The 19,846-nt window shown below is 74.7% G+C and carries 20 protein-coding genes, 1 tRNA gene and 1 pseudogene; 13 read left to right on the top strand and 9 right to left on the bottom strand.

Annotated elements, in window-relative coordinates:
- Window positions 1-43: 43 nt before the first annotated feature.
- From PKE99_RS35160 to PKE99_RS35150, 3 genes are all read right to left on the bottom strand, one after another.
- A complete protein-coding gene (locus PKE99_RS35160) occupies window positions 44-730 on the bottom strand; it encodes an SAF domain-containing protein (protein WP_197040693.1) in 687 nt (228 codons plus the stop codon).
- A gap of 97 nt (window positions 731-827) precedes the next feature.
- Complete coding sequence (locus PKE99_RS35155; protein ID WP_197040692.1) at window positions 828-1,151, bottom strand: FmdB family zinc ribbon protein; 324 nt, start codon at window positions 1,149-1,151, stop codon at window positions 828-830.
- 51 nt (window positions 1,152-1,202) lie between these two features.
- Window positions 1,203-1,889, bottom strand: a complete 687-nt coding sequence (locus PKE99_RS35150) for a 5-formyltetrahydrofolate cyclo-ligase (protein WP_231498267.1) — start codon at window positions 1,887-1,889, stop codon at window positions 1,203-1,205.
- Between the two features lie 34 nt (window positions 1,890-1,923).
- Between PKE99_RS35150 and PKE99_RS35145 the strand changes: the two genes are divergently transcribed.
- From PKE99_RS35145 to PKE99_RS35115, 7 genes are all read left to right on the top strand, one after another.
- The gene (locus PKE99_RS35145; RefSeq protein ID WP_037047620.1) at window positions 1,924-2,811 is read left to right on the top strand and encodes a UTP--glucose-1-phosphate uridylyltransferase; all 888 of its coding nucleotides are present in this window, start codon (window positions 1,924-1,926) and stop codon (window positions 2,809-2,811) included.
- Window positions 2,812-2,815: 4 nt separating this feature from the next.
- A complete protein-coding gene (gene glp / locus PKE99_RS35140) occupies window positions 2,816-4,045 on the top strand; it encodes a molybdotransferase-like divisome protein Glp (RefSeq protein ID WP_037047619.1) in 1,230 nt (409 codons plus the stop codon).
- A 4-nt stretch (window positions 4,046-4,049) separates the two neighbouring features.
- Window positions 4,050-4,712 carry a GNAT family N-acetyltransferase gene (locus PKE99_RS35135; RefSeq protein ID WP_037047617.1) on the top strand — a complete coding sequence of 221 codons (663 nt, stop codon included), beginning with the start codon at window positions 4,050-4,052 and terminating at the stop codon, window positions 4,710-4,712.
- A 239-nt stretch (window positions 4,713-4,951) separates the two neighbouring features.
- The gene (gene sepX, locus PKE99_RS38900) at window positions 4,952-6,385 is read left to right on the top strand and encodes a divisome protein SepX/GlpR (protein WP_051737649.1); all 1,434 of its coding nucleotides are present in this window, start codon (window positions 4,952-4,954) and stop codon (window positions 6,383-6,385) included.
- A gap of 45 nt (window positions 6,386-6,430) precedes the next feature.
- Window positions 6,431-6,506, top strand: a tRNA-Ala gene (locus PKE99_RS35125).
- 69 nt (window positions 6,507-6,575) lie between these two features.
- The gene (locus PKE99_RS35120; protein ID WP_037047614.1) at window positions 6,576-7,211 is read left to right on the top strand and encodes a hypothetical protein; all 636 of its coding nucleotides are present in this window, start codon (window positions 6,576-6,578) and stop codon (window positions 7,209-7,211) included.
- 55 nt (window positions 7,212-7,266) lie between these two features.
- Window positions 7,267-7,551 carry a hypothetical protein gene (locus PKE99_RS35115; protein ID WP_037047611.1) on the top strand — a complete coding sequence of 95 codons (285 nt, stop codon included), beginning with the start codon at window positions 7,267-7,269 and terminating at the stop codon, window positions 7,549-7,551.
- Between the two features lie 92 nt (window positions 7,552-7,643).
- On the opposite strand, the gene PKE99_RS35110 is transcribed toward PKE99_RS35115, so the two are convergent.
- Window positions 7,644-8,258, bottom strand: coding sequence for a helix-turn-helix domain-containing protein (locus tag PKE99_RS35110; RefSeq protein WP_051737648.1), 615 nt, complete (start codon window positions 8,256-8,258; stop codon window positions 7,644-7,646).
- Window positions 8,259-8,364: 106 nt separating this feature from the next.
- Here PKE99_RS35110 and PKE99_RS35105 point away from each other — a divergent pair, with 106 nt between their 5' ends.
- The gene (locus PKE99_RS35105) at window positions 8,365-9,195 is read left to right on the top strand and encodes an EamA family transporter (RefSeq protein WP_037047608.1); all 831 of its coding nucleotides are present in this window, start codon (window positions 8,365-8,367) and stop codon (window positions 9,193-9,195) included.
- 48 nt (window positions 9,196-9,243) lie between these two features.
- Here the strand turns inward: PKE99_RS35105 and PKE99_RS35100 are convergent, their stop codons facing one another.
- A complete protein-coding gene (locus PKE99_RS35100; protein ID WP_051737691.1) occupies window positions 9,244-10,812 on the bottom strand; it encodes a dolichyl-phosphate-mannose--protein mannosyltransferase in 1,569 nt (522 codons plus the stop codon).
- Between the two features lie 93 nt (window positions 10,813-10,905).
- Here PKE99_RS35100 and rsmI point away from each other — a divergent pair, with 93 nt between their 5' ends.
- Complete coding sequence (gene rsmI, locus PKE99_RS35095) at window positions 10,906-11,727, top strand: 16S rRNA (cytidine(1402)-2'-O)-methyltransferase (protein WP_037047606.1); 822 nt, start codon at window positions 10,906-10,908, stop codon at window positions 11,725-11,727.
- Window positions 11,728-11,767: 40 nt separating this feature from the next.
- Here the strand turns inward: rsmI and PKE99_RS35090 are convergent, their stop codons facing one another.
- Complete coding sequence (locus tag PKE99_RS35090) at window positions 11,768-12,961, bottom strand: cation:proton antiporter (RefSeq protein WP_037047605.1); 1,194 nt, start codon at window positions 12,959-12,961, stop codon at window positions 11,768-11,770.
- 3 nt (window positions 12,962-12,964) lie between these two features.
- A complete protein-coding gene (locus PKE99_RS35085) occupies window positions 12,965-13,447 on the bottom strand; it encodes a cation:proton antiporter regulatory subunit (protein WP_037047604.1) in 483 nt (160 codons plus the stop codon).
- A gap of 221 nt (window positions 13,448-13,668) precedes the next feature.
- Here PKE99_RS35085 and PKE99_RS35080 point away from each other — a divergent pair, with 221 nt between their 5' ends.
- Window positions 13,669-14,583, top strand: coding sequence for an SCO6745 family protein (locus PKE99_RS35080; protein WP_037047603.1), 915 nt, complete (start codon window positions 13,669-13,671; stop codon window positions 14,581-14,583).
- 64 nt (window positions 14,584-14,647) lie between these two features.
- Here PKE99_RS35080 and PKE99_RS35075 read toward each other — a convergent pair whose 3' ends face one another.
- On the bottom strand, window positions 14,648-15,037 hold the full coding sequence (locus PKE99_RS35075; protein WP_037047602.1) for a hypothetical protein: 390 nt from the start codon (window positions 15,035-15,037) through the stop codon (window positions 14,648-14,650).
- A gap of 204 nt (window positions 15,038-15,241) precedes the next feature.
- The gene (locus PKE99_RS35070) at window positions 15,242-15,832 is read right to left on the bottom strand and encodes a TetR/AcrR family transcriptional regulator (RefSeq protein ID WP_037047600.1); all 591 of its coding nucleotides are present in this window, start codon (window positions 15,830-15,832) and stop codon (window positions 15,242-15,244) included.
- A 96-nt stretch (window positions 15,833-15,928) separates the two neighbouring features.
- Between PKE99_RS35070 and metG the strand changes: the two genes are divergently transcribed.
- From metG to PKE99_RS35055, 3 genes and pseudogenes are all read left to right on the top strand, one after another.
- Complete coding sequence (gene metG, locus PKE99_RS35065) at window positions 15,929-17,719, top strand: methionine--tRNA ligase (protein WP_037047598.1); 1,791 nt, start codon at window positions 15,929-15,931, stop codon at window positions 17,717-17,719.
- Between the two features lie 67 nt (window positions 17,720-17,786).
- Window positions 17,787-18,668 carry a TatD family hydrolase gene (locus PKE99_RS35060; protein WP_037047594.1) on the top strand — a complete coding sequence of 294 codons (882 nt, stop codon included), beginning with the start codon at window positions 17,787-17,789 and terminating at the stop codon, window positions 18,666-18,668.
- Window positions 18,669-18,871: 203 nt separating this feature from the next.
- Window positions 18,872-19,846: pseudogene (locus PKE99_RS35055) on the top strand (hypothetical protein); the annotation flags it as partial.

The raw sequence follows: 19,846 nt of genomic DNA, 5'->3' as shown, positions 1-19,846 counted from the left end.
TCCCCTCCGGTGACCGACGGGTCTGCTGACGTGATCACTATGGTCAGCGGAGGGTAACGGCGACCTGATCGGAGAGCGAAGCGGCCGCCACGCGCGTCGCGAGCTCCCGCGGCAGGGCGACCAGGGCCGATCGGCCGCGTGCGCTGCTCCCGGTGGGCGTGCCGCCGGGCTCCAGCACGGTCAGGACCACCGCCGAGTCGGCCAGCACGGTCGGTTCGCCGCCCTCGGCTGCCGCTGCGACGACATCCACCCGGACACCGGGTGTGAGCAATGCCGCAACGTCCGGGTCGGCCAGACGGACCGGCACTGCGGCGGCGTCGGGCATGCCGGTGGCGGCCGCGGCCAGGGCGGCGCCGGCCAGGCGGAGATCGGTGAGGGGCTCGCCGGCGCGCAGGGCGCCGGCCAGGACGCGACCCTCGGCCGCGGCGACGCCGACGGCGCCGGCGGGCACGAGCTCGGCGGGCCAGGTCGCGAGGGTCAGGTCCGCCGGGGTGACGACGCTGCCCGGCGCCAGGTCCCGGGCGGCCACGACGACCTCGGTCGTGCTGGCGCCGCCGGGGGACAGGGCGAGCACGGCGGCGACGACCACGAGCACACCCGCGAGGCACCGGCGGACCAGGACCGCCCGGCGCCAGCTCGCCCTGCCGAGGAGGGCCGCCACGGCCTCGACCGGGTCGGTGGTTCTGCCCGCGCTGCCGCTCGGCCCCGGACGGGTGCGTCGCTCTGCCATGCCCGCGACGCTAGGCCGGGAACGCGGTGGTCCCCGGCCCGATCGCAGGCCTGTGGATGGACGGGGCGGGATGTGGACAACTCCCGCCCCGGAGGGCTCAGGAAGCGGCCGCGGCGGGGGCGCTGGTGGAGGATGTGCTGGAGTCGGACTTCGAGCCCGACCCGGAGTCCGACTTCGCGGACGAGGACTCCGAGGAGGAGCTCGCGCCGTCCGAGGAGCTCGAGGAGCTCACGCTGCTCGCGCCGGACCGGCTGTCGGTCCGGTAGAAGCCGCTGCCCTTGAACACGATCCCGACCGAGGAGAAGACCTTGCGCAGCTTGCCGCCGCAGGCCGGGCACTCGGTCAGCGCGTCGTCCGAGAAGGACTGCACGGCCTCGAACCGGTGGTCGCAAGCGGTACAGGCGTACTGGTAGGTCGGCACGTGATCCTCCGGAAACTGGCACTCTGTATGAGCGAGTGCCAGCATAACCCGTCAGCCCCGTCCGTTGTTCCCCGTCGCGACGGTCCCGGGAGTCGGCAGCACCACACCCGTGACCGGGCGGTCGTGCGGGTCGGCCGGCACCTCGTCGAGCAGCTCGCCGTCGTGCAGGAGCGCCACCACCGGCACACCCGCGGGCACGGCGCCGAGGGTGCGGTCGTAGTAGCCGCCGCCCCGGCCCAGCCGTCGCCCTGCCCGGTCCGCGGCCAGCGCGGGTACCAGGACCAGCACCGCCGTGCGCAGGGCGGCCGGGCCGAGCCGCGGCGTGGTGGGTTCGCGCAGCCCGAGCGGGCCGGGGCCGAGGGAGTCCGGGCCGGTGTACGCGGCCCAGTCCAGCGGCCCGGGCCGGGGCGGGACCACCGGCAGCAGCACCGAGCGGCCGGCCGCGCGCAGCCCGTCGAGCAGCGCGACCGAGCCGGGTTCGGCGCCGATCGGCAGGTACGCGCACACCGGGCCGTCGCGCAGCTCCTGCGCCAGCTCCAGCACGTGGCCGCGGAGATCCTCCGCCGCGGCGGCGCGCTGCTCCGGCGTGAGCGCGCGCCGGGCCTGCAGCAGTCGGGTGCGCAGGGTGTCCTTCCGCCGGGCGACGTCGGGCGCCGAAACGCCGTCACCCGGGGTCGCCCGGACCGGGGTCCCGGCCGCGTGCGCCCCCGGTTCGTGGCCCGTTTCACGCTCCAGCACCCGTCCACGCTAACCGCGCCGATAGGCTCGCGGGATGAGCCAGCCCTCCGTCCTGCGCTCGGCCGTCGTCCCCGCCGCCGGTCTGGGCACGCGTTTCCTCCCGACGACCAAGGCCGTGCCGAAGGAACTGCTGCCGGTCGTCGACACCCCGGGCGTCGAGCTGATCGCCGCCGAGGCCGCCGAGGCGGGGGCGCAGCAGCTGCTGATCGTCACCTCGCCGGGCAAGGAGTCCGTCGCCGGGTACTTCGAGGCCGCGCCCGACTTGGAGAAGACCCTCGAGGCCCGCGGCAAGGAGGCGCTGCTGGAGAAGGTGCAGCGCGCGCCGGGCCTGATCGAGGTCAAGACCGTCTACCAGTACGAGCCCAAGGGGCTCGGGCACGCGGTGGCCCAGGCCGAGCAGGCCCTGGCGGAGGACGAGCAGGCGATCGCGGTCCTGCTGCCGGACGACATCGTGCTGCCCACCGGCGTCCTCAACCGGATGATCGAGGTGCGCGCCGAGAAGGGCGGCAGCGTCCTGTGCGCCTTCGACATCCCGAAGGAGGAGATCTCGCCCTACGGGGTGTTCGACGTCAGCGACACCGGCGACCCGGACGTCAAGCAGGTGCACGGCATGGTGGAGAAGCCCTCCGCCGAGGAGGCGCCCTCGACCTTCGCCGCCGCCGGCCGGTACGTGCTGGACCGGGCGATCTTCGACGCGCTCCGCCGGATCGAGCCCGGCGCGGGTGGCGAGCTCCAGCTCACGGACGCGGTGCAGCTCCTCATCGACGAGGGCCACCCGGTCCACATCGTGGTCCACCGGGGCGGGCGGCACGACCTCGGCAACCCGGGCGGCTACGTCCGTGCGTTCGTCGACTTCGCCCTCCAGCACCCGGACTACGGCGCGTCCTTGCGCACCTGGCTGCAGGAGCGCCTGGAAAACTGACGCCGTGCGGAGTGTCGACGAGCAGCTCAAACGCGTTCTGGAGATCGCGGTCCGGCCTGCGCCCGTACGCGTGGCGATCTCCGACGCCCAGGGTCTGCGCAGTGCCGAGGAGGTCGTCACCTCGCGCGCCCTGCCCGGCTTCGACCAGGCCGCGATCGACGGCTACGCCGTGCGCAGCGTCGACGTCGTGGGCGGCAGCGAGGCCGAGCCCGTCGGGCTCCCCGTGGTCGGGGAGATCCCGGCCGGCTCGCGTCAGCCGCTGCGGCTGCAGCCCGGGCAGGCCGTCCGGGTCAGTGCGGGCGCGCCGCTGCCCACGCTGGCCGACGCCGTCCTGCCGGTCGCGCACACGGACGGGGGCTCCGCGCGCCTGCAGGTCACCAGGGGTGTGCCCTCGGCGGCGTACGTGCGCCGGGTCGGCGAGGACATTCAGCCGGGCGACGTCGCCGTCCGCCGGGACGACGTGATCCGCGCGGCCCAGGTCGCGCTGCTCGCCGCCGCCGGCCGGGACAAGGTGCTGGTCCACCCGCGCCCGCGGGTGTCCGTGGTCTCGATGGGCGACGAGCTGGTCGACGTCTCGCGGCCGGCCTCGGCCGGCCACGTGCCCGACGTCAGTTCCTACGCCCTCGCGGCCGCCGCCCGCGAGGCCGGCGCCGAGATCCCGCGTCCGCCGCGGCTGGTCCGCTGCGACGCGCGCGAGCTGCGGTCGGCGGTGGAGGACCTGCTGCCGTTCAGCGAGGTCGTGGTGGTGTGCGGCGGCGCGGGTGGCAACGCCGGCGCCGAGGCCAAGGCCGCGTTCACCGGGCTGGGCGAGATCGACACGACCCGGGTCGCGATGGCGCCGGGCTCGTCGCAGGGGTTCGGCCGGCTCGGCCGGGACGCCGTGCCCACCTTCCTGTTCCCGTCGAGCCCGGCCACCGCACTCGTGCTGTTCGAGGTGTTCGTCCGGCCGCTGATCCGGCTCGGGCTCGGTATGCGGGACCCGTACCGCCGGCTGGTGTCCGCGCGGCTGACCTCGCCGGTGTCGTCGCCACCCGGGCGGCGCTCCTACCTGCGCGGGCGGCTGCTCCGCGAGGTCGCATCGGGGGACTACCTCGTGCAGCCCCTCGCCACCGGCGGCACGCACCTGCTGGCCACGCTCGCCGAGGCCAACGCGCTGATCACGGTGCCCGAGGAGACCACGGACGTCACCGTCGACGAGCGCGTCGACGTCAGCCTGCTCTCCGCGCGCCGGTAGCCCGGTGGCCCACACGCTGCCCGAGTACGCCGGGCGTCACCCCGGCTGGCCGGCGCGGCTCGGTCCGCTGACGGTCTCCGGCGGGCGGGTCGAGCTCCGCCCGGTCAAGCTCTCGGACGGCGCGGCCTGGTCGGAGATCCGGATCCGCGACCAGCAGCACCTCGTCCAGTGGGAGCCGTCCACCCCGGGCGGCTGGGCGCGGCGGAACTCGGCGGGGGAGTGGCCGGGCCGCTGGTGGCTGCTGCGCTCGGCCGCCCGGCGCGGGGCCGCGCTGCCGTTCGCGATCACCCTGGACGGGCGGCTCGTCGGCCAGGTGATGATCGGCAACGTGGTGCGGGAGCCGCTGCTCTCGGCCTACGTCGGCTACTGGTGCGACGCGCGGGTCACGAACAAGGGCGTCACGACGGCGGCCGTGGCGCTCGCCGTCGACCACTGCTTCGGGCCCGTGGGGCTGCACCGCCTCGAGGCGACCGTGCGCCCGGAGAACGGGCCGAGCCTGCGGGTGCTCACCAAGCTCGGCTTCCGCGAGGAGGGGCTCTTCCGCCGCTACCTCGACGTCGACGGGGCCTGGCGCGACCATCTCTGCTTCGCGCAGACCGTCGAGGAGCTGCCGCCGGGTGGTCTGGCGGCGCGGCTGGTCGCGGAGGGGCGGGCCTCGCGGGCCTGATCTCCCCCGACGGGTGGCGCCGGGCGCCCGGAACGGTGCGTCGTCGCGGGCAGTGCTCACTGGTGCACCATCCGTCACAACCGTCCCGGGGGAATCAGTGATCCCGTGTGTGATGACGGCGCGTCGTTCGCCGGATCCCACGTTCGGGCTCACTACCGTGGTGTGTCCGGGCGTGATCTTGGCTCCGGCCGCCGGAGGGGACGCGTCTCGACTGCGCCGATCGGGGGGAGGAAGCAGCCGTGCCCAGCTCGCTGATCTTCGCGGGTCTCGTGATGATCTGGCTGCTCATCCTCGTCCCGGCGGTCGCGCGGCGTCAGCAGGAGGTCGTGCGGCCCAGTCCGGCCGCGCTCTCCGGCCGGGTGCTCGCGCGGCCCGTGCGGCACCGGACCCTGGAGGTGTACGGGATGGACACGGACGACGAGCGGGCCGCCGGCACTCTCGCGACGAGCACCGGACCCGGCCCGGAGACCCGTGTGCCCGCCGCCCGGGAGGCCGCCCGCGAGGAGCGGGAGGGGCCGGCGGACCAGGAGGAGCGAAACGCGGCCGACGACCGGGACGACCAGGACGTCCGCGACGGCCACGGCCAGGACGACCGCGACCAGGACGACCTCGACGGGTACGCGGCCGACGAGGACGACGTCCGCGAGGACGAGGCCGCCGAGTACGAGGCCGCCGAGTACGAGGCCGCCGAGGACGAGGCCTCCGAGTACGAGGCCTCCGAGTACGAGGCCTCCGAGGACGAGGCCTCCGAGTACGACGCCGACGACGAGCGTGACCTCGACGGCTCGACCGCCGCCGACCCGGAGGAGGGCTACGCCGCCGCGGGCTACTACGGCTGGGACGAGGAGGACCGGCACCGCGACGGCGAAGGTGCCGCCCCGGCCCGTCACGAGCCCCGCGATCACGCGGAGGCCGAGGAGCGGCGCTGGGAGCACCCGCCGGCCGCCTTCCGTCCCGGCCGCGGCGGGTTCGACCCCGAGGCCGCCGCCCTGGCCGCGCGCGCCCGCTACGCCTTCCGCCAGCGCGTCGTGATCGGGCTGCTGGTCCTGGCCGTGGTCACGGCGGGCGTCGCCCTGCTGGTGCTGCCCGCCATCTGGTGGGTGCACGGCCTGGTCGACCTCACGCTCGTCGGCTACCTGGTCTACCTGCGCCGCCAGGTGCGCATGGAGGAGGCGATCCGCGCTCGCCGGGCGGCCCGGATGGCCGGCACCCGCCGTGCGTCCGCCGCCGACGACCCGGCCCTCGACGACCCGGCCCTCGACGACCGGGCCCGCCGCGGCCGCGAGGTCGCCGGCGCCCCGCGGGAGGTCCACGAGGACGAGCGCGACGAGGACTCCGGGTACGACGACGAGTCCGACGGCGGGCCCGACGCCGAGCACGACGCCGAGGAGGACGAGGACTGGACCGCCGACGACGGCGAGCCGGACCGGGTCCGCGGCACCGGCGAGCCCGTCGGGGTGCTCCCCGCCAAGCGCCGCACGGTCGACGGCGAGGACTCCGCCGACGCCGGGTTCGAGCCCGCCCTGCCACGCCTCCAGCCGGCCCCGCCGCCCCCGCTCCCTGCGGGAACGGAACTGGTCGACGTCGACGAGGACGACGAGGACCTGCCGCTCGACACCGACGCGGGCCTGCGCGGACCCGTAGGGGCATACCGCCGTGCAGCCGGTGAATAGCGGCTGATATGGTTCCTCCTGCACGGCCGGAAGGCCTGCAGGCCTGGGGCTGTAGCGCAGTTGGTAGCGCGTCTCGTTCGCATCGAGAAGGTCAGGGGTTCGATTCCCCTCAGCTCCACCACCATCATCGACTCGGCCCGGGCGGATCTCCGTCCGGGCCGTCGTCGTCTCCGGGGTCGGTCGGGGAGGCGTGCCGAGCCCCCGGGTCACGACCGGCATCCTGGGCGGCATGACCGCCGCCGCGCCGCCCCGCCGCATCCGGCACCGCGCCCTCGCGATCGTGGTGCTGGTGGTCGCGTTGCTCGCCGCGGTCGCCGTGGCGGACCCGTTCCACCTGCTGCTCGCACCGTGGTACGCGGGGGTGCTGGTCGGACTGGGGACCGTGCTGCTCACGGTGTGGGCGGCGCTGCAGGCCCGACGCACGGGGTGGCGTCTCGCGATTGCCACGGCGGGTGTGCTGATTGTCACGGTGTGGGCGGTCCTGAGCTGGGCCTCGATCGTGTTCTCGCCCGGTCTCGCGACGATCCGCGAGGTCCCGGGCCCGCCGGGATCCCGGGTGCGGCTCGCGCTGGTGGAGACGAGGACCTTCGCGGCGGAGGGTCCGGCGTACTCGGTGCGCGTCCGCGCGGGCGGCGGCCCCTTCCTGCAGGACTCGCCGGTGTGGGTGGGGCTGAGCGAGGGAGTGCCGCCCGCGGAGCTGCGGTTCGTGGACGACCGGACCGTCGAGGTCGTCCCGGCCCGGGGCTGCGGCTACCGCTCGACGGTCGATCCGGTGACCCTCGCCGTCGACCCGGTGCACCGACCGTTGCGCCTCGACGGCTGTTGAACCGTCATCATTCCTGGCGATTCGTGTCCATCCCCGCCGGGCCGTGGACTGCACGGTGACCACCGCCGACGCGACCGCGGGTGGTGCGGCGGGCGGCTTCGGCTACGCCGGCGACGTGGCGGACGTGGTGAGCGGCACGCTGCCGCCCGCGACGTGCACCGCGCACGGCGCCGAGATGTGGAACCACGACCTCGACTCGCCCGCCACGGTGTACCCGGACCGTGCCCGCTCGGACCTCTGGTACCGGTTGAGCTGGCCGGACGGCCGCAGCGGATACCTGTCCGAGGTCTACCTCGACGCCGCGTCGCGCGGCGGGCTCGGCCAACCCGCCTGCACCTGAACCCGGGCGTCCGGTACGGCGGAGGGGTCCGCGCCGTGCGCCGCCTGCCCGAACGGCACGACCTGGCGCGACCGGCCGACGGTGCCGTTCGGTCAGTCCGGCTCGGCCGGTGCGATCGCGGTCGGCGGGACCAGCCCCGCGTCGCCCGGCTGCAGCACGACCATCGTGAACCGCACCGGCCCCTTGCCGGCGCCGGAGTAGCGGTGCGGCACGTGCGCCTGGAACATCACCGTGTCGCCCTCGCCGAGCTCGTGCTCGGTGGTCCCGACCCGCAGCCCGAGCCGGCCGTGCAGCACGGACAGGACCTCCGCGGTGCCGATGGGGTGGGCCTCGCCGTCGAACGCGTCGCCCGGCTCGAGGGTCCAGTCCCAGAGCTCGACGACGTCGGGCGGGTCGGTCCCGATCCGGAACACCGCGGTGCTCCCGGCCTCGCTGCTCCACAGCGGTACGGCCTGCTCCGCGCGCCGGACGACGACGCGGGGCGCGGCGTCGTCGTCGACCAGGGAGGTCACGCCGACCCGCAGGGCCTCGGCGAGGTGCACCAGCGTGCCGATGCTGGGGTTGCCGCGCGCGGTCTCGATCTGGATCACCGTGCCGCGGCTGACCCCGGACGCGGCGGCGAGCGCGTCGATGGTCATCCGGCGCTGCTGGCGCAGGGCGCGGACGTTGCGGCCGATCGCGGTGGCGACGTCGTCGGGGGACTGCACCGATCCATTCTGCCGTACCCCGAGGGATACTCGGTTGTACTTCCCTGGATCGGTCCGTACAGTTCAGTGTCGTGTCCCTGCTCGTCCAGTTCGCTGTACCCCGCTGATGGCTGCCGGTTTCGCCGCGCCCTCGGCCCTGCTCTCGGCCGCCACCTACGGGTTCGCCGACTTCGCCGGTGGGCTCGCCGCCCGCCGGGCCCCCGTCCTCACCGTGACCGTGGTCGCCCAGATCGCCGGCCTGATCGCGCTGTTCCCCGGGCTCCTGCTGGTCCCCGGCGGCCCGAGCGTCCCGGCTGCGTGGATCGGCGCGCTGGCCGGGCTCGCGGGCGCCTCCGGGCTCCTGCTGTACTTCCGCGGCCTCGCGGTGGGGCCGATGGGCACCGTGGCGCCGCTCTCGGCCGTCGTCGCGGCCGGGCTGCCGCTGCTGGTCGGCATCCTCGGCGGGGAGCGCCCCGGGCCGTGGGCGATCGTCGGGATGCTGGTCGCGCTGGTCGCGATCGTGCTGGCCACCACCGGCTCCCGCCGGGAGAAGGCCGCGCTCAACGGCGTGCTGCTCGGCCTGGCGTCCGGTGCGGGATTCGGACTGTTCTTCGTGATCCTCGACGCCACCCCGGCCGACTCGGGCCTCTGGCCGCTGGTCTTTGGGCGCATGGCCTCGGTGGCGCTGCTGCTGGTCCTCACCGCGATCCGGCGACCGGGCCGACCGGGCAGCCTCTGGCTGATGATCGCCAGCGGCGTGCTGGACTCCGCGGCCAACGTCTTCTTCCTGCTCGCCACCCGGATCGGCGCCCTGGGTGTGACGTCGGTGATCGTGGCGCTCTACCCGGTCGCCGTCGTGCTGCTGGCCCGGGCGATCCTGCGCGAGCGCCTCACGGCCGTGCAGCTGGTGAGCGTGGTGCTGGCAGTGGGCGCGAGCGTCACCCTGGCAGCCGGCTGAGGTCGTGAGTGGCAACTGCCCCTCTAGGGGCAGTTGCCACTCACGGGCTCAGCGCCAGGACGGCAGCCACAGCTCCGCCTGCCAGTGCTCGGGCGTGATCGGCAGCCCGACGAGGATGGGCCAGAGCCAGGCGAAGTTGGCGACCACCGCGCCGACCCACAGCCCGACGACGAGCAGGCCGGTGCGCCGTCGTTCCGACCCGGCCCGGCGGGCCCGACCCAGGATGTCGCCCATCACGAGCACGGTGGCCAGCACCAGGAACGGTGCCACCGGCGTCATGTAGAAGAAGTACATCTGCCGGTCGATGTTGACGAACCACGGCAGGAACCCGGCCGCGTAGCCGACGAGGACCGCCGCGTACCGCCAGTCCGCGCGCGTGACCGTGCGCCAGATCCCCCAGGCCAGGACGGGGATCGCCGGCCACCACAGCGCCGGCGTGCCGACCAGCATCACGGCGCTGGTGCACTCCGTGGCGTCGCACCCGTCGACCGACGGGCTCGACTCGTAGAAGTAGAGCATCGGGCGCAGGCCCATCGGCCAGGTCCAGGGCTTCGACTCCCACGGGTGCGGGTGGCCCACCGGGGTGTCCAGGCTCTCGTGGAACTGCAGCACGTGGCCGCTGTAGTACCAGAGCGAGCGCAGCGCCGCGGGCACGACCGACCAGGGCCCGCCGGTCCCGACCTGGTTGCCGACGGCGTGCCGGTCGATCCCGACCTCGCTGCCGAACCAGGCCCACCAGCAGCTCAGGTAGGTCAGCACGGGCACCACGAGCAGCGCCCACAGCGCCGGGGCGAGGTCGCGGCGCAGGGTCCCCACCCAGGGCCGCGCGACGCCGGCCGCGCGCCGCGCCGACACGTCCCACAGCACGACGAGCACGCCGAAGAACGCGACCCAGTACAGGCCGGACCACTTCACCCCGCACGCCAGGCCCAGCAGCACCCCGGTGGCCAGCCGCCACCAGCGCACGCCCAGCGCCGGGCCGAACGGGGAGTCGCCGATCCGGTCGGCGACGGACGCGAGCCGCCCCCGGACGTCGTCGCGGTCCCGGACGAGCGTGCAGAAGGCGGCGAGCACGAAGAAGGCCTGGAAGACGTCGAGCATCCCGACCCGGGACTGCACGTGCGACACGCCGTCGCAGATCAGCAGCACCCCGGCGATGCCGCCGAGCAGGGTCGAGCGTGTGAGCCGCCGCGCGACCCGCACGATCATGAGGATCATCAGCGTGCCGCAGAAGGCCGCGGCCACCCGCCAGCCCGTCGAGTCGTACCCGAACAGCCACTCCCCGAGGGCGATCAGCTGCTTGCCGAGTGGCGGGTGCGCGACGAGCTCGTAGCCCGGGTTGTCCTCGACCCCGCCGTTGCGCAGCATCTGCCAGGCCTGCGGCACGTAGTGCTTCTCGTCGAAGACGGGCGTGCCGGCGTCCGTGGGGTAGCCGAGCCCGGCGAACCGCAGGACCCCGCCCAGCACGGCGAGGGTGATCGCGAGCAGCCAGCTGCGCGCGGTGTCGGTGGGCGGCGGCGGCCCGAGCCGGACGACGGGATCCGGCTCCGGGGGCCGCAGCGGCGGCGGCGTGCCGACGGTGACGGCGCCGGTGACCTCGGGTTCCCCGTCGTCCACCACCCGGTCGGTCCGCACGGAACCCCTCGAGCCCCCAGCGGTCCCGGCCCGCGCCCCGATCGGCTCCACCGGCCCGATCGTAGGCTCAGGGGCATGCTCGTTCTCGCCGCCACCCCGCTGGGCGACGCCCGGGACGCCTCGGTCCGGCTGCGGGAGGCGATCGCCACCGCCGACGTCGTCGCGGCCGAGGACACCCGGCGGTTCCGGGCGCTCGCCGCGGCCCTCGACGTCCCGGTGCGGGGCACGGTGCTCAGCCACTACGACGCCGTGGAGACGGCCCGGCTGCCCGGCCTGCTCGACGACGTCCGGGCGGGACGGACCGTGCTCGTCGTGACGGACGCGGGGATGCCGGCGGTGTCGGACCCCGGGTACCGGCTGGTCGCGGCCGCGGCGGCGGAGGACCTGCCGATCACCTGCCTGCCCGGCCCGTCGGCCGTGACGACGGCGCTGGTCCTGTCCGGCCTGCCGTGCGACCGGTTCTGCTTCGAGGGTTTCGCGCCGCGCAAGGGCGGCGAACGGTCGCGCTGGCTGGCGCAGCTGGTGAGCGAGCCCCGCGCCGTCGTGTTCTTCGAGTCCCCGCACCGGCTCGGCGAGACGCTCCGGGCGGCCGTCGAGGTGCTGGGCCCGGACCGGGCCGCCGCGGTGTGCCGGGAGCTGACGAAGACCTACGAGGAGGTCCGCCGGGGCCCCCTCGCCGAGCTGGCGGAGTGGGCGCAGGGCGAGGTGCGCGGCGAGATCACCGTGGTGCTCGCCGGGGCCGCCCCCACCGAGGCCCCGCCCGTCGAGTCCCTGGTGCCCGCGGTGCAGGAGCGGGTGGCCGAGGGCGAGCGGCTCAAGGACGCGGTGGCCGCGGTCGCGCAGGCCGCCGGCGTCCCGAAGCGGGAGCTCTACAACGCGACCCTGCAGTCCTCGTGAGTGGCAACTGCCGCTCCAAGGGCAGTTGCCACGCACGGGGTCAGTTGCCGGCGCTGGGTGCGGGTGCGGGGGCCGCGCGGCGCTGCAGGGAGCGGGCGACGGGCTCCACGAACTTCGCCGCGATCGGGCCGAGGATGGCCATGATCAGCACGTACGCCGTGGCGAGCGCGGCCAGCTGCTCGGGCACCGCGGCGTAGGACACCGCGAGCCCCGCGATCACGATCGAGAACTCCCCGCGGGCGATCAGCGCGGCGCCCGCGCGGGCCCGGCCGAGCTTCCCGATGCCCTGCCGCCGGGCCGCCCACCAGCCCGTCGCGATCTTGGTCAGCGACGTGGCCACGGCGAGCACCACGGCCCAGCCGAGCACCGGCGGGATCGCCCGCGGGTCGGTGTTCAGCCCGAAGACCACGAAGAACACCGCGGCGAACAGGTCCCGCAGCGGCTCCAGCAGCCGGGTGGCGTTGTGCGCGGTGGACCCGGAGATCGCGATGCCGAGCAGGAACGCGCCGACCGCCGCCGAGACCTGCAGCGCCGAGGCGAGCCCGGCCACGAGCAGCGCCGCGCCGAGCACCTTGAGCAGGAAGACCTCGCGGTCCGGGCTGTCGACGACCGCGGAGACGTACCGGCCCCAGCGCAGCGCCACCAGCAGCACGACGGCGATCACCGCGAGCGAGATCCCGACGGCCTCGAGCCCGCCGATGAACGTCACGCCGATCAGCAGGGCGGTGAGGATCGGCAGGTAGACCGCCATGACCAGGTCCTCGAACACGAGGATGGACAGCACGACCGGCGTCTCCCGGTTACCGAGCCGCCCCAGGTCGGACAGCACCTTCGCGACGATCCCGGATGACGAGATGTACGTGACGCCGCCCATCACCATCGCCCCGACCGGGCCCCAGCCGAGGATCAGCGCCACCGCCACGCCGGGCGCGGCGTTGAGCACGATGTCGAGCACCCCGCCGGTCCACGAGCGTTTGAGCCCGGTCATCAGCTCGGCGGCGGAGTACTCCAGGCCCAGCAGCAACAGCAGCAGGACGACGCCGACCTCGCTGGCCAGCGACGTGAACTCGCCGATGTCGCCGAGCGGGAAGATCCCGCCGGTGCCGAAGCAGAGCCCGCCGACGAGGTAGAGCGGGATGGGGGAGAGGCCGATCCGGCCCGCCAGCCGGCCGAGCAGGCCGAGCCCGAAGAAGACGGCGCCGAGCTCGATCAGTTCGAGCGCGGTGTGGTCCACGGGCTATCCGTTCTTGAGGATCTTGACGGCGTTGTCGAGCCCCTCGGACGTGCCGACGGTGACCAGCAGGTCCCCGGCGGTCAGGGTGAAGTCGGGCGTGGGCGACGGGTGCGCCTGGCCGGCTCGCATCACCGCGACCACCGAGACGCTCGTCCGGGTCCGCAGGGCGGTGTCGCCCAGCGTCCGGCCGTCGTACGGGCTGTTGTCGACCACCGGGATCTGCCGGGTGTGGATCCCGGGGAGATCCTTGTGCTCCTCGTTGAGCTGCGCCACGAGCTGCGGCGCGCCGAGCAGGTTGGCCAGCGCCGAGGCCTCCTCGGCGGTCAGCGGCAGCTCGGCCAGGCAGGCGTCCGGGTCGTCGGACTTGGACAGGATCAGCTCGATCTGGCCGTCGCGATGGGTGACGACACCGACGCGCCGGCCGTTGCGCAGGGCGAAGTCCTTGCGCACGCCGATCCCGGGCAGGGGAGTGACCTCCACGTTCACCTCCCCACCGTAACCGGACGATCGTGACGTCCGGCCGCGGAGGATCGATCGCGGGCGCCGGCCGACCCGTGAGTGCCGACTGCCCCTAGAGCGGCAGTTCGCACTCACGAGCCCCGCTGATCTGCGGTTCCGTCCCACGTACGCACCTCTGCGTACTGCTCGAACCGGACGAACGGGGCGATACTCGGCGGTCGTCCCACCGTCGTCGGATCGGAGCCGTCGTGGACTACCCGACCATGCGCGACCTGTTCTTCGCGGCCCCGCCGGAGCCGCGGCCCCTCCCGCCCGCCGCCACGAGCCCGAGCCCGGCCCGCGCGCTGCGCGACGCGATCGAGCCGCTGGCGTGCCTGTCGATCTGGTCGCCCGAGGCCGCGGAGGCGTACGCCGAACTCGGGCTCGACGACTACTTCGCCGCCTACGTCTGGCAGCGCGCAGCGGCGCTGGGCACGCCGCCGGCCCCGCTGGCCGTCGTCGCGCTGGGGGTGTTCACACCCGAGCTGATCACGCCGCAGTACGAGGCCGGGCGGGTCGCGCTGCGCCGCGAGGATGTCGTCCGGGTCCGGATCGAGGCGCCGGGCCGGACCCTGCGCCGGGTGCTCGGCGACATCGACGACGACGCCGCCCGCGCCGTCACGCTGCTGCGCCGCGGGATCGACGCGGCCGACCGCACCGCCCGGCCGCTGTTCACGGGGCTCACCGCCGACCACTGGCCGGGCGATCCGCTCGCCGGCCTGGTCCACGCCTGCCACCTGCTGCGCGAGCACCGCGGCGACTCGCACCTGGCGGTCTGCGCGGTCGAGGGCCTCGACCCGGTCGGGATGAACCTGCTGACCGAGCTGTGGTGCGGGTACGCCTTCCGCAGCTACACCGTCACCCGGGGCTGGTCCGACGCGCAGATCGACGCGGCGGCGGACCGGCTTCGCGCCCGCGGCCTCCTCGCCGGGGACCGGCTGACCGAGGCGGGGCTGTCGTACCGCGCGGAGCTGGAGCGGCGCACGGACCGGATGCAGCAGTCCGTGGTCGAGGCGATCGGGGGCGAGCTCGACACCCTGACCAAGCAGCTGTGCGCCTGGTCGGACGCGCTGGTCGGCGCCGGGGCCGCGCCGCCCGACCCGGCCAAGCGGTTCGCCGGCTGAGGCGCGTCTCCGCAGGTCATCGGGGGTCGTGAGCGCGGACTGCCCCTCTAGGGGCAGTTCGCACTCACGGGTTGGGGTGGCTGCGCAGGAGGACGTGGCTGTCCCAGGCCGGGCCGTCGGTGGGGTGCACGTCGACGGCGGCGGTCAGGTCGCGGACGGGTGCGGGGAGCTCGTCCGCGGAGGTCGCGCCCCCGGGCCGCAGCGCGATCTCGACGTGCCGGGACCCCGGGCTCGCGACGACGCCGGCCTCGAGCCAGAGCGGGCCGCCCTCGATCCGGGTGGGGTGGGCGTGCTGCAGCGCGTGGATCAGTGCCTCGACGGTGGCCGTGACGATGTCGTCGGTGTGCCCGTCCGCCCAGCCGACCGTGCCGAGCCAGACCCGCAGCGCGCCGCGGACGAGGCCCACCGTCCACGCCTCGCCGGGGACGCGGATGCCCCACGCCGTGCCGGGCATCGTCCCGTCCCGCGGGCCCGGGGGGCCCGGAGGGGACCCCGTCTGCTCGAACACCCGGCCTCACCCGCCCGTCGCTGTGGTCCCGACCCCGGTCCGGGCAAGGATGGTCGAGCCACCGCCGGGCCGTGCGGGCGGCCCCGTCGAGCGGGCGTTCGCGCCGCCGGCCCCGGTCGTCACCGGACGGACAGGCGCCGGCCCCGGTCGTCACCGGACGGACAGGCAGGCCTCGAAGAGCCGGGCGGCGTGGTCGACCACCAGGTCGCGATCGACCGGGCTGTCCGGGTCGAACCAGGCGAACAACAGCTCGTGGAAGCCGGCGATGCAGAACTGCGCCGCGGCCCGGACCTCGCGCGGGTCGGGCGGGTTCGGCAGCCTGCTGGTCTCGGCGCCGATCAGCGCGGCGAAGCCCTGGGTCGTGGCCCGCCGGCGCCGGCGCAGCGGTGGGCAGCCGATCGCCTCGGCCAGCGCGACGACCTGGCGCGGGTCGCGCTCGAAGAAGCCGGCCAGGGCGTCGAGCCCGGCTCGGATCTGCGCGATCCGGTTCCGCGGGGCCGCCTCCATCGCGCGCAGCACCAGGGCGGTGCGCTCCTCGGTGCCCTCGTCGAAGACCTCGCCCAGCAGGTCCTCGGGGGAGTCGTATGCGGCGGCGAAGTCCGCCTCGGTGAGCCCGGTGGCGGCGCACACCGCGGGGACGGTCACGGCGGCCCACCCCGCGTCGGCCCACAGCTGCAGGGCCGCGTCCCGGAACGCGGCGCGGTGGTCGGCCCCGGACCCGTCGGCGCTCCCGGCCTCCATGCCGGACACCGTAGCGGCGGGCCGCGCGGGCGGGCCGCGGAACACCCTCCCGTGGGCGGCGGAAAGCCGGTTCACCGCCGGGCATACGCTGGTCACATGAGCTCCTCCGTGCTGACCGCCGTGGCGTGGCCGTACGCCAACGGTCCGCGGCACATCGGCCACGTCTCCGGCTTCGGTGTGCCCTCCGACGTCTTCTCGCGCTTCCGGCGGATGACGGGCGACCGGGTGCTCATGGTCAGCGGCACGGACGAGCACGGCACCCCGATCCAGGTGCAGGCCGACGCGGAGGGGCTGACCCCGCGGCAGCTCGCCGACAAGTACAACAAGGTCATCACCGAGGACCTGCAGGGCCTCGGGCTGTCGTACGACCTGTTCACCCGGACCACGACGTCGAACCACTACGACGTCACGCAGCAGATGTTCCTGTCGCTGTACAAGAACGGGTACATCGTCCCGAAGACGCAGATGGGCGCGATCAGCCCGTCGACGGGGCGCACGCTGCCGGACCGCTACGTCGAGGGCACCTGCCCGATCTGCGGGTACGACGGCGCGCGCGGCGACCAGTGCGACAACTGCGGCAATCAGCTCGACCCCGCCGACCTGATCGACCCGCGGTCGCGGATCAACGGCGAGACGCCCAAGTTCGTCGAGACCGAGCACTTCTTCCTCGACCTGCCCGCCTTCGCGGAGTCGCTGGGCCGCTGGCTGTCCACGCGCACGGACTGGCGGCCGAACGTGCTCAAGTTCAGCGCCAACCTCATCGAGGACCTCAAGCCGCGGGCGATCACCCGCGACCTCGACTGGGGCGTCCCGGTGCCGCTCGACGGCTGGTCGGACAACCCGCTCAAGAAGATCTACGTCTGGTTCGACGCCGTCATCGGCTACCTCTCGGCGTCCATCGAGTGGGCCCGGCGCGGCTCCGACCCGGACGCGTGGAAGCAGTGGTGGACCGACCCGGCCGCCCAGGGCTACTACTTCATGGGCAAGGACAACATCACCTTCCACTCGGTGATGTGGCCGGCGATCCTGCTGGGGCAGAACGGCGAGGGCGACCACGGCGGCGAGCCCGGCGCGTTCGGCACGCTGAACCTGCCCAGTGAGATCGTGTCGTCGGAGTACCTCACGATGAGCGGGTCGAAGTTCTCGACCTCCCGCGGCACCGTGATCTACGTCGGGGACTTCCTGCGGGAGTTCGGGCCGGACGCGCTGCGGTACTTCATCGCCGTCGCCGGGCCGGAGAACCAGGACACGGACTTCACCTGGGAGGAGTTCGTCCGCCGGATCAACTTCGAGCTGGCCAACGAGTGGGGCAACCTCGTCAACCGCTCGGTCTCGATGGCGCACAAGAACGTGGGCGCGATCCCGAAGCCCACGGCGCCGACCGAGGCCGACGCGGCGCTGCTCGCCACCTCCCGGGCCGGGTTCGACACCGTCGGGGACCTGTTGCGGCGCAACCGCTTCAAGCAGGCGGTCACGGAGGCCATGCGGGTCGTCGGCGCGGCGAACAAGTACATCTCCGACCAGGAGCCGTGGAAGCGCAAGGACGACCCGGACCGCCGGGACACGATCCTGCACACCGCCCTGCAGGTGGTGTCCGACGCGAACACGCTGCTCACCCCGTTCCTGCCGCACGCCGCGCAGAAGGTGCACGAGGCGCTGGGCGGCGAGGGCGTGTGGGCGGCCCAGCCGGAGATCCGGCAGGTCGAGGACCTCGGCGACGGCCCGGACTACTCCGTCCTCACCGGGGACTACACCGAGCAGCAGGCGACGTGGGAGTCCCGGCCCATCGAGGTCGGCCGCCCGCTGGCCAAGCCGACCCCGCTGTTCGCCAAGCTCGCCCCCGAGCTCGGGGAGACCGGCCCGGAGTGGGCGCCGATCCAGAAGTGACCCGTGAGCGCCGAGTGCCCCTAGAGCGGCACTCGGCGCGCACGACCCCCGCCGACCTGGGAGAACGGTGACTCAGCACGGACGCCGCGAGCGACCCGACCAGCCGGAGCCGCTGGGCGCGCCGACCGTCGACGCCCACACCCACCTCGACGCCTGCGGCTGCGAGACCGCCGAGGACGTCGCCGCCGCGATGGACCGCGCCGCCGCCGTCGGCGTCACCCGCGCGGTCACGGTGGCCGACGACCTCGCCGCCGCCCGGTGGGCCGTGCGGGCCGCGCACTGGGACGAGCGGGTCGTGGCGGCCGTCGCGCTGCACCCGACCCGCACCGCCGCCGTCACGGACGAGGAGTTCGCCGAGATCGAGCGGCTCGCCGCCGACCCGCGCGTGGTGGCCGTCGGCGAGACGGGCCTGGACTACTACTGGGACTACTCGCCGCCCGCGGCCCAGCAGGCCTCCTTCCGCCGGCACATCGACCTCGCCAAGCGGCTCGGCAAGCCGCTGATGATCCACGACCGGGACGCGCACGACGACGTGCTGCGCATCCTCCGCGAGGAGGGCGCGCCGGAGACCGTGGTCTTCCACTGCTTCTCCGGCGACGCCGTGATGGCCCGGGAGTGCGCCGATGCCGGTTACGTTCTGTCATTCGCCGGGCCGGTGACCTTCCGCAACGCCGCGGCCCTCCGCGAGGCCGCCACGATCCCCGACGACGACCACCTCCTCGTCGAGACGGATGCGCCGTTCCTGACCCCGCACCCGCACCGCGGCCGCGCCAACGAGCCCTACTGTCTGCCGTGGACGGTGCGTGGCCTCGCCGAAGTCCGTGGCGTGCAGGCGGATGCGCTCGCCGCGAGCACCGGTCGCAACGCCGAGCGGGTCTTCGGGATCGCCGACCTGCCGCCCGTCGCGACTGTGACGTCGCCCGACGGTCGGGCACCGCGCTCGGCGTAGCGGACGCACCGTTCGGCGCTGCCGCGCGCGTCGGGGTCGAGGCGGGCGAGCACGGCCCGTTACGGTTCCGTGATCGCCCAGCCGGGAGGGGTCCGCTCCCCAGCACCGGTGCAGCGACGAGTGACCGGGCGTTCCCCCACGCCGCCAGCCCCGGTCACCGTCGCTCGCCACCCCTGCCCGGTCCGACGAGCGTCTGGAAGCCAGTGGTCGACGTATCTGCGCGCGCGCGCCGGCGCGCGGTCCGGGTCCGCCTGGGACTCGAGTCGCTGGAGCACGCCGAGCGGCCGGTCGCGACCGACGCGCCGGTCCTGCGTCCGGGCCCCTGGCTGGAGTACGACGACGGCGCCGACGAGGGCCCGGACCTGGCCGAGGACCTGCGCGGGTACGCCGACTCGGGCGACCCGGTCGCGGAGTACGTGCCGGGCTCGTGGTGGACCGAGGCCGAGGAGGCGGGTTCCGAGCAGACGGGGCCCGAGCAGACGGGGCCCGAGCGGACGCGGTCCGGGCAGGCGGGCGGCGCCTGGCTCGACCGGTCCGAGGACGTCGAGGCCGAGCCCTTCACCGCCCCGTTCGCGGCGATCCCCGCAGTCCCGGTGGCTCCCGTGGTCGAGGCTCCCGTGGGTCCCGGCGCGTTGGACACCGTCCCGGCGGGCGGCAGCTGGTTCGACGAGGCGCCCACGGGCGGGATGCCGCGGGTCGATCCGGCGGGCGACCCGACCGCGACCGGCCGCATCGACACCGGCGGGTTCGCCTCGCTCCAGGACACGGGCCGACTCGACCCGGGCGCCTTCACCGCGCTCCACGACACGGGGCGGGTGGATTCCGGCCGGTTCGTGGCGCTCGACGACACGGGCCGGCTCGACTCCGGCGCCTTCACCGCCCTCGACGACACGGGGCGGGTGGACTCCGGCCGGTTCGCGGCACTCGAGGACACCGGGCGGGTGGACTCCAGCCGGTTCGACGCGTTCGACGACACCGGGCGGCTCGACACCGGCGGCTTCGCCGCGGCGGAGGAGACGGGGCGGCTCGACCCGCGCGCGGTCGCCGTCGTCGCGCCCCCCGCGCCCGACACCGAGCCCGCGACCGAGGCCTTCGCCGTCGTCGCCCCGCCGGCGCCTGCGGAGCCCGAGGCCGCGCCGGCCGCCGAGCCGCTGACGGTCGCCCCCGCGCCGACCACC

The organism is Pseudonocardia halophobica, from assembly GCF_027922425.1.
Classification (GTDB): Bacteria; Actinomycetota; Actinomycetes; order Mycobacteriales; family Pseudonocardiaceae; genus Pseudonocardia; species Pseudonocardia halophobica.
The sequence above is the reverse complement of the archived record's forward strand: the minus strand, read 5'-3'. Positions and strand labels throughout refer to the sequence as shown.

Excerpts from the sequence above, each read along its gene's own strand:
- PKE99_RS35105 (WP_037047608.1), top strand. The coding sequence starts at position 8,365 with ATGGCTGCCGGTTTCGCCGCGCCCTCGGCCCTGCTCTCGGCCGCCACC.
- PKE99_RS35160 (WP_197040693.1), bottom strand. The coding sequence starts at position 730 with ATGGCAGAGCGACGCACCCGTCCGGGGCCGAGCGGCAGCGCGGGCAGA.
- metG (WP_037047598.1), top strand. The coding sequence starts at position 15,929 with ATGAGCTCCTCCGTGCTGACCGCCGTGGCGTGGCCGTACGCCAACGGT.
- PKE99_RS35145 (WP_037047620.1), top strand. The coding sequence starts at position 1,924 with ATGAGCCAGCCCTCCGTCCTGCGCTCGGCCGTCGTCCCCGCCGCCGGT.
- rsmI (WP_037047606.1), top strand. The coding sequence starts at position 10,906 with ATGCTCGTTCTCGCCGCCACCCCGCTGGGCGACGCCCGGGACGCCTCG.
- PKE99_RS35075 (WP_037047602.1), bottom strand. The coding sequence starts at position 15,037 with ATGCCCGGCACGGCGTGGGGCATCCGCGTCCCCGGCGAGGCGTGGACG.
- PKE99_RS35070 (WP_037047600.1), bottom strand. The coding sequence starts at position 15,832 with ATGGAGGCCGGGAGCGCCGACGGGTCCGGGGCCGACCACCGCGCCGCG.